Annotated in this window: 7 protein-coding genes and 1 pseudogene; 3 read left to right on the plus strand and 5 right to left on the minus strand. The window is 67.9% G+C overall.

The genetic code is table 11. The features are described 5' to 3' along the window. Positions 1–20 precede the first annotated feature (20 nt). Positions 21–440 carry an SRPBCC family protein gene (locus tag ACFU6I_RS47035; protein ID WP_384380316.1) on the plus strand — a complete coding sequence of 140 codons (420 nt, stop codon included), beginning with the start codon at positions 21–23 and terminating at the stop codon, positions 438–440. Between the two features lie 857 nt (positions 441–1,297). Here ACFU6I_RS47035 and ACFU6I_RS47040 read toward each other — a convergent pair. The 3 genes from ACFU6I_RS47040 to ACFU6I_RS47050 all read right to left on the minus strand — a co-directional run bounded on the left by ACFU6I_RS47040 (position 1,298) and on the right by ACFU6I_RS47050 (position 3,631). Then, positions 1,298–1,555 (minus strand): type II toxin-antitoxin system RelE/ParE family toxin, encoded by a 258-nt coding sequence (locus ACFU6I_RS47040; protein ID WP_384380331.1) that lies wholly within the window; start codon positions 1,553–1,555, stop codon positions 1,298–1,300. After that, a complete protein-coding gene (locus tag ACFU6I_RS47045; protein ID WP_345509593.1) occupies positions 1,555–1,830 on the minus strand; it encodes a type II toxin-antitoxin system prevent-host-death family antitoxin in 276 nt (91 codons plus the stop codon). The genes ACFU6I_RS47040 and ACFU6I_RS47045 overlap by 1 nt, the downstream gene beginning before the upstream one ends. Before the next feature lie 595 nt (positions 1,831–2,425). Further along, positions 2,426–3,631, minus strand: a complete 1,206-nt coding sequence (locus ACFU6I_RS47050) for a PstS family phosphate ABC transporter substrate-binding protein (protein ID WP_384380319.1) — start codon at positions 3,629–3,631, stop codon at positions 2,426–2,428. A 255-nt stretch (positions 3,632–3,886) separates the two neighbouring features. Here ACFU6I_RS47050 and ACFU6I_RS47055 point away from each other — a divergent pair, with 255 nt between their 5' ends. Together ACFU6I_RS47055 and ACFU6I_RS47060 are read left to right on the plus strand one after the other, a co-directional pair. After that, positions 3,887–4,663 carry an aminoglycoside adenylyltransferase domain-containing protein gene (locus ACFU6I_RS47055; protein ID WP_384380322.1) on the plus strand — a complete coding sequence of 259 codons (777 nt, stop codon included), beginning with the start codon at positions 3,887–3,889 and terminating at the stop codon, positions 4,661–4,663. Positions 4,664–4,714: 51 nt separating this feature from the next. Further along, positions 4,715–4,870, plus strand: a pseudogene (locus tag ACFU6I_RS47060) (IS5/IS1182 family transposase); the annotation flags it as partial. Positions 4,871–4,887: 17 nt separating this feature from the next. Here ACFU6I_RS47060 and ACFU6I_RS47065 read toward each other — a convergent pair. After that, positions 4,888–5,628, minus strand: a complete 741-nt coding sequence (locus ACFU6I_RS47065; RefSeq protein WP_384380325.1) for a class I SAM-dependent methyltransferase — start codon at positions 5,626–5,628, stop codon at positions 4,888–4,890. A 485-nt stretch (positions 5,629–6,113) separates the two neighbouring features. Further along, a partial coding sequence (locus ACFU6I_RS47070) for a transposase (protein ID WP_384380328.1) occupies positions 6,114–7,577 on the minus strand: 1,464 nt, incomplete at its 5' end.

Raw genomic sequence — 7,577 nt, forward strand, 5'->3', positions numbered from 1 at the left:
CAGGACCCAGGAGAAAGACCATGGCCTCCACCTCCGTCAGCCGCACCGTACCCGCCTCCCCCGACCAGGTCTGGAACCTCATCGGCGGCTTCGACGCCCTGCCCGACTGGCTCCCCTACATCCCCGAAAGCACCCCCCTCGAAGGCGGCCGCGTCCGCCGACTGACCAACCCCGACGGCGAAGTGATCATCGAACGACTGGTCGACTTCAACGAGACCGAACGCCACTACAGCTACGCCATCCTCCAAGCACCCTTCCCCGTCACCGGCTACCTCTCCACCATCCGCGTCCACACAGTCCCCGGCCGGAACGACATCGCCGAAGTCCAATGGTCCGGCCGCTTCAACCCCCACAACGCCACCGAGGACGAAGTCGTCGACCTCTTCACCACCATCTACCACGACGGCCTCGACGCCCTCCACAAGGCACTCTCCGCCTGACACCAGGGTGCCCCGAACCGGACCGGGCCGCCCGCGCACGAAACCCGGACAAGGTCGGCGCGGACAGGGCGTACGGCTCCCGCGCGAACCGCGTCTCCCTGCACGGACGAGGCGTGCGGTGCACCATCCCGGAGAAGGCCGACCAGGGATGTCTGCGCCAGAGGTGACACCCCGGGCGAGGATGTGGCCCGGGTCGATGTCGAGGCCTTCCTGGCCGTCCAGCATCTCCCAGGTGTAACGAGCGTTCTCCGTCTCCTCCTCGAAGGTCCCGGGATCCCACTGGACGTACACCTTCGCCAGGGGCATGCCGGGCAGCCCGCCGGGCGGGCCGCGCCTCGATGGCGTAGGGATGGAGGGTGCACCTGTCCCCTCCCCTGGAGCCGATGCCGACCCGCTCGGTGACCGGCCGACGGTGGTCCGTTTCGGGTGCGGGCGGTCACGAGCCCGCGTCCGCACCCTCTCCGTCCGCGCCGAAGTCCAGACACCTCCGTGGACCCCAGGGGCGGCGGTCACGCAACGCGGCCGAGCGGCTCCGCACGTGCGGCCTCAGCCGCCTTGCCGTAGGTGAGCGTCGCCCTGCGCCAGCCAGGCACTGACAGGCTGGTGCCCGAGCGGCATGACACGTTCCAGGTCTCGCTGTATTCGCTGGGCCTCACCGCGTACCTGGGCAGGGATGTCACCTTGTTCGCTGACAAGGCGGTTGTAGATCGGGGTTTCCTGAAACACGGGCGAGGTCTGCCTTCTGGAGCGGGACTGCGGACGGCCTGCGGCAGCAGTGCGCTGTCGCATCGTCCGACGGCCCAACGAACGTTGGCCGGGGATGGCTTTTAGCTGGGGGTCGAGGCCGAACTGAATCATCAGGTCGGTGAGGGAACGCGACCGACTTTCAGTACGAGCACGGTGATCGTCTCATCCTCAGGCTCGTACAGGATGCGCCAGTCGCCCACCGGCAGCCGCCAGTAGGCGGAGCCGCCCAGTTGGCGGGCCTCAGGCGGACGGGGGTCGTCGGCCAGGGCACGCACGACGACGGCGCACTCCTTGGCCCCTTGGGGGTCGAGCCGGCGCAGGCGGCGGAACTCGGTGGTGGCCTGGTGCTGCCATACCACGGTGTACATCACGACGCGGCGGCCTGCCCGTCCTCAGCCTCCAGCTCGGCCATGAAAGCCTCGTGTGTCACCACCGGCCCGCCCGCGGCCTTGCGGCCCTCGGCGTCGGCGATGTCGGCCTCGTCCCGAAGACGGCGCAGCTCATCCAATTCGTCGACGGGGATCAGGGCCGCCGCAGGGGTGCCGTAGTCGCTGATCACGATGGTTTCGTGGCCGTGACGGACCCGGTTGACGAGCTGCCCGAGCTCGTTGCGGGCCTGAACCAGCGGATACGTCTCATCCATATCCCCAAACTGTACACATCGACGGGTGTGTACGGGACGGGTCGTTGGTGCTGGATTCCCACCGGAGGGCGCAGCACCCGTCAGCCGGCCAGGGCGGCGGGTGTGGGACTCGGGCCTGGCACCACCGTCGGCTCCGTCCGCCGGGCGTCACCGGGGCCGCGACCTCTGGGGTGGCGCGGGCCCCGGTGTGAGGGGCAGCAACCCAGACCGCCCTGTCCATAGACCGCGGGCTGCACTTTCTCTGCCTACGGGCCCGGTGGCACCCCCGGCGAGCCGAGCAGAGCGTGACTGCGGCTGTTACTCGTCCGGGCGGTCGCGGAGCTGCCGACGAGCTGGGCCGTCATACCGCATCGTCATCGAGGGCACGCATATCGCAACACTTCAGGTGTATCAACGCAGTTCCTGTCTCATCGCAACACGCGGCGCCGACCACGACTGCGGACCGAACGACATCTGCCACTGTCTCAGCCAACAGCACGGCTTGTTATCGATCCGTTGTCTTGGGCTCCCCACGGGGTGGCTCCTGACGTCTCAGGTGCCACCCACTCCCGGTGCCCGCCCCGACGCCCGTGCCGGGGCTACGAGCCAAGGGTGATCAGGGCGCGGTGTCGAGCGCGTCGAGGCTGTCGCGGGTCTGACCGGAGCGCAGCGGCAGGAAGGTCTGCTGACCCGAGACCACCTGCTGGCCCTGCTTGCTGAGGATGAACCGGAGCAGCTCCTCCATGACCGGGTCCATCTCCTTCCCCGGCTTCTTGTTGACGTTGAAATAGGTGACCCGGCTCAGCGGGTACGCAGCCGAGGCGACGTTCTCGTACGTGGGGGCGTACGCCGGGTCGCCGACGTGGTCACTGAGCGAGATGACCTTGACCGCGGAGTCGACATAGGCCATCCCTGTGTATCCGATGGCATAGGGGTCCTCGGAGACCGCCTTGGAAAGGTTGAAGACGGTCTTCTCCCAGTGCACCGCGGGATCGGCGGGAGTCGTGCCGTTCGCCACCCCCGGACGCCACTCGCCGCGCTTGCCGTCGTGGTCGAGCACCCGCTGGCGGACGAACTCCTCGAAGCCGTTCCACGGCTCGATGCCGACGATGTGGACCGGCTTGTCGGCCCAGTCGCCGGTCGCACCCAGGTCGCCCCACGTGGTGGCGGCCGCACCGCCGCGGTTGTGGGTGGTGGACAGCACGGCGTCGAGTTGGTCGAGGGAGAGCTTGTCCACCGGGTTCTTCTTGTTGACCATGAACCCGACCGAGTCCAGGAAGCCGAAGTGCCGGTAACTCCCCCCGGATATGGGGATGCTGAGCGGGTCGTAGCCGAAGGCGTCGTGGAAGCCCTCGATGTCCGTCGGCTTCAGTTCACGCGACACGAAGACGCAGTCGAGCTTGCCCTTGATCAACTCCAGGGCCCCGAGGCTTCCGGCATAGGGCGGGTTCACGCTGATGTGGACCTTGGGGTACTTCTTCTCGAATTCCTTGATCCACTTGTGGGAGAGATCGGCGAGCACATCCGAGGCGGCGCACTCGTAGTCGCCGTGCAGCGAGTTCTTCGGCTTGGCCCGATACGTTTCCAGGCCGGTGTCGAGCGTCGGCTGGAGAAGTTCAGGCGTGGGGAGGGGGCGGCCGTTCGCCTTGTTGTACTCGTCCTGCTCCGGGGTCTGCTTTGTCACCTTTGCCTGTGGCGCGACGGCCCAGGTCGTCAGGTTGTCGGCATGGTTGTCGGTGCTGGCGAGGCTGGTGACGGTTCCGGCCGCCGCGAGCGCGACGGTGACGGCGAGCGCGGTTGCGGCGCGAGCTGTACGTTTCATCGATGGTCTCCCGGATGTGGGTCCGAAGGGCATCCGGGGAGGAACGCTCCGCACCCGGCTACCCGTCCTGCGATGGCGACCGGAACGCTAGGGTCGGGCACCCGGGGAGGGCCAGAAGAGTGCCGGTAATGCTCATTGATCACCCTTTAGATCATTCTGCTCAGGACCGGTCGTCACATCGTCCGCTCGCCGGGATTTGAAGAGACCCCGGCAGCGTGATGCCGCGCTGGCGGCCGGCTCGTTGGGGGCGCCAATATGCTCGGCTTCGTGGCTACCGATGCTCTTGTGCCCTCCGAAGTCGTCCGTTACGTCGCCGAGGTCTCGGATGTCCTTGCCGGGATGCGCCCCGACCTGATCGGCGTCTACTTGCATGGCTCGGCCGTGCTGGGGGGATTCCATGCCTCCCGCAGCGATGTGGATGTGCTGGCCGTCGTCGCCGAGCCTGGCACCAGGACCGACCAGCAGGCCTTGGGCGATACGGTGGTGGGGACCGTGGCATGGTGTCCCGGCACGGGTTTGGAGATGAGCGTCATTACCGCGGCGACTGCGGCCAGCCTCGGGTCCTGCCCGTTCGAGGTTCACGTTCGTACCACCGCGACCGAGACCGCCGTGATCCCCGGAGTCGGCCATGCCGGTGACGCCGACCTGGTCTTGCACTGCGCCGTGTGTCGAGAGCATGCGCTCGCCGTCTGCGGACCACCGGCGATGGAGGTCTTCGGCGCGATTCCTGCGGATCGTGTCGGCGCCGCGATGGTCAGCGAGCTGCGGTGGGCGATGGACCACGCGACCGTGACGTATGCGGCCCTCAACGCCTGTCGTGCGCTGCGATTTGCCGATGATGGGCAGCTGTGTTCCAAGCTCGACGGCGGCCGTTGGTACCTGGACCACCACGGGAACAATGAGGTCGTCGCCGCGGCCATTGCCCACCAACGCGACGGACGGACAGGGCCGTCGACGCCCGCCGCCGCCGAGTTCGTGGCAGCAGTATGTGGCCGCCTGGGGCTAACTGGCCCGGTGCCAGGATCACGGTAGCCGTGGACCGCTGCCCCATGAGTGGCCCCATCTCATGTAATGATCCTGGTCGTGGCTGGTGTGATCACGGCGTCGGAGCCCTCCTGGATGGCCCCGTTCGCCGGGCTGAGTCCGCGTCAGTTCGACAAGCCGATCACCGCGTTGCGGCGGGAAGGCGTGGACCCGGTCCGCAAGGGACGACCCTGGACCGGTCCCCGGCTGAACCGGGGACGGGCCGCTCCGGGTCAGGCGCGGCAGCGCAGCATCGTCAGCGGAGGGTTGGCGGCGTAGTCGTCCCAGAAGTCCTTCCCGTACTTGCGCACGCCGGCGGCGGAGACCTCCAGGGGAACCCAGGTGACCTCGTTGAATCCGGCCGCCCGCAGGCACTTCTCGTAGACCTCGCGGCTGGGCGGGTTAGCGACGAACGAGATCGGCGGGTCGAGGAGCGCGGTGATCCTCACGCGCGGTCCGATCTCGGTTTCCTCGCCGAGCGATTCGCACAGGAAGCCGTACTTGGCCAGGGACGGCCCGTCGAAACGGAAGTCTGGGTTCTGCACGAAGGCGAAGAACTCGGCCCCGTCCGCGATACTGCGGTGGATGTTGCGACACATCCGTTCGATGGTCGCGACATCCTCGGCGTAGTTGAACAGCTGGACCGCAACCGCGGTGTCGAAGCGCTGCTCGAACGTGCGCAGCTCGGCGACGTCGCCGACCTCGTACTGCACGCCCAGCGGGTCGCTGTCCTCCAGTGCCCGGGCCGCGTCGACCATCGTGGAGGAGATGTCGACGCCGAGGACGTGGGATGCACCGCGGCGCTTGAACTCCCGACTGTAGAAGCCGGTTCCGGAGGCCAGGTCGAGGATCGACTTGCCGTTCACGTCGCCGACGAGGGCAAGGAAGCCGGGCACCTCCGCGTGGCGCGCGAGCGGGAGGGTCTTGAAGCCCTCGAACGCCCCGCCGATCTCGTCGTACAGCTGACCACTCATCGTGCTGTTCCCCCTTTGTCCTTGGCGTCGGCCTTCGGGACAGGCCGCAGCCCCTGGCGGGAAGTCTCCCTCTCGTCGGCCGGGGCGGCGTACTGGCGAAAGCTCCAAATTTCCCGTGGTGGCAGCCGGTGCAGTCTTCACGTTCCTATCGGATGGCTGGTGCGATCGTCGGCCTGGTACTGGATGCGTCGAGACGTGAGCACCGATCAAGGAGCTCCCGCGGAGCTCCTCTCCTCACACCGCCCAGGTCAGATCACGCTGCCCGGAGCCTCACGCCGACCGGGCGACGGTGTGTACTACCTACGAGTTGCGTCGCCTGCCGGCACAACGTCACCCTCGCGGGACAGGGACACCAACCCGGTCGTCGACTCTGCCCACACGGGGGAGAAGATCACTTATGGCGCATCCTCAAGGCTGTGCAAGGCTCGCCGCGCCCGGTCGGCAAGGTCTCCATGCGCATGGGCAGCAGGATGCACTAAGAGTCATCACGTAATGCTGTGATGTCCGCCCGGTGTCTGCACGGACCTGGCACGCCTGGGTGGTGTGTTGTCCGTGCAGCCGGCTGCTCCGACGTGGGCCTTGTGCCGCTTGGTTGCGGGTCGGGTCTCATTCGGGGTTTGTCCGGTACCGGGTGGTGGCGTTTCGCCGAGCAGAGGCCTTTGGTCGGGGTGTCCCGGTTTTTTGGCTGCCGCGTGGGTGCGGCCCCGGGTGGGGCGGGCACCGCGCTGCGGTTGACTCGACAGGGCTTCTTGCAGCCCTTCATGGAACAAGATCTGTGTGTGGCGTGCCTGGACTATGTCCAGGCGCGCGGTGCTGGGGGCGTCCGGGTCGGTGAGGCGGACGTGGGCGCCCAGAGCTGCGGAGACCTTGTCCCGGTCGCCGACGAGCCCGCACGAGGTGCAGACATGGATCCGGGCGGCAAGGGTTTTGATGACCTTCTTGCCGCAGAAGCAGGTCTGGGACAGCTTCGTGGTGAAGGTGGAGGCGCGAAGCATTCGCCCGCCGGATTTCTCGCACTCGCGGCCGATGGCGGCTATGAGCCTGCCTGGTGTGGTGGCTTGGAGGGCTTTGCCCCACCGGCGGTACCAGGTGCGGATGTCGCAGTCCTCGACGGTGAGGTTCGCGCCGTGGTCGGTGATGATGTCTGCGGCGATGAGCCGGGCACGGTGGTCTTTCGCCGCGGCCTGGGTGGCGGCGGCTTCGGCGAGGCGGGCCCGGTTGAGCCGGTAGCCGGCCGACAAGCTGTCGCGCCAGTATGCCTGCTTCGGCACCCCGGCCTTGTTCGCCGCCCTCGCACCGCGGGGCATGTCAACGGTCCGCTCGGGCAGGCCTGTTGCGGCCCGTCGTTCGGCGCGGACCTGCTGACGTTTCGACGGCCGGTACTGGTCAGGGTTGGACGCCCGGCGGGAACGGTCGAGCGCCCTCTTACGGCCGCGTTCCCTGCGGCGGGCCTTTGCCGGCGCGGCGAGCTCCTCGTCGGACGGCTCGATGCGGGTCGCTTCGACGTAGCCGTCGGCGGGGTCGAAGGTGGCCGGGAAGGAGACGATGGACAGGTTGGAGACGTTGCCGTCGACCCCGCCGCGCCGCTCGAGTGCGGCCGCCGCCTGGCGGCGGGCCTTCGTCACCGGTGACGCGTAGCCGCTGGTGAGGACCATCAGGTGGGCTTCGTATGCCCACCCTCCCGGTGCAGAGGTGTCCCGCCGGCGCACGAGGTCGATCTTGTGCCAGGTGTCCGGGTTGTTCAGGAAATGCAGCAGATATGGCCAGCGTCCGGAGCCGGACGGCAAGCGCACGGGAAAAACCAGGTCGCCGCGGGTTGAATCAGCGCCGCCGGCGAAGACGACGGCCAGCGGCCCGGTGTGGTCCCACCAGGTCGCAGCCCGCGTTTTCGGCGTGCCCTTCGCGGTCACCTCACCCGTCTCTGTACGACCGACAGGGCGTGAGGGTGT

This window comes from Streptomyces sp. NPDC057486 (assembly GCF_042802415.1).
Classification (GTDB): Bacteria; Actinomycetota; Actinomycetes; order Streptomycetales; family Streptomycetaceae; genus Streptomyces; species Streptomyces yanii.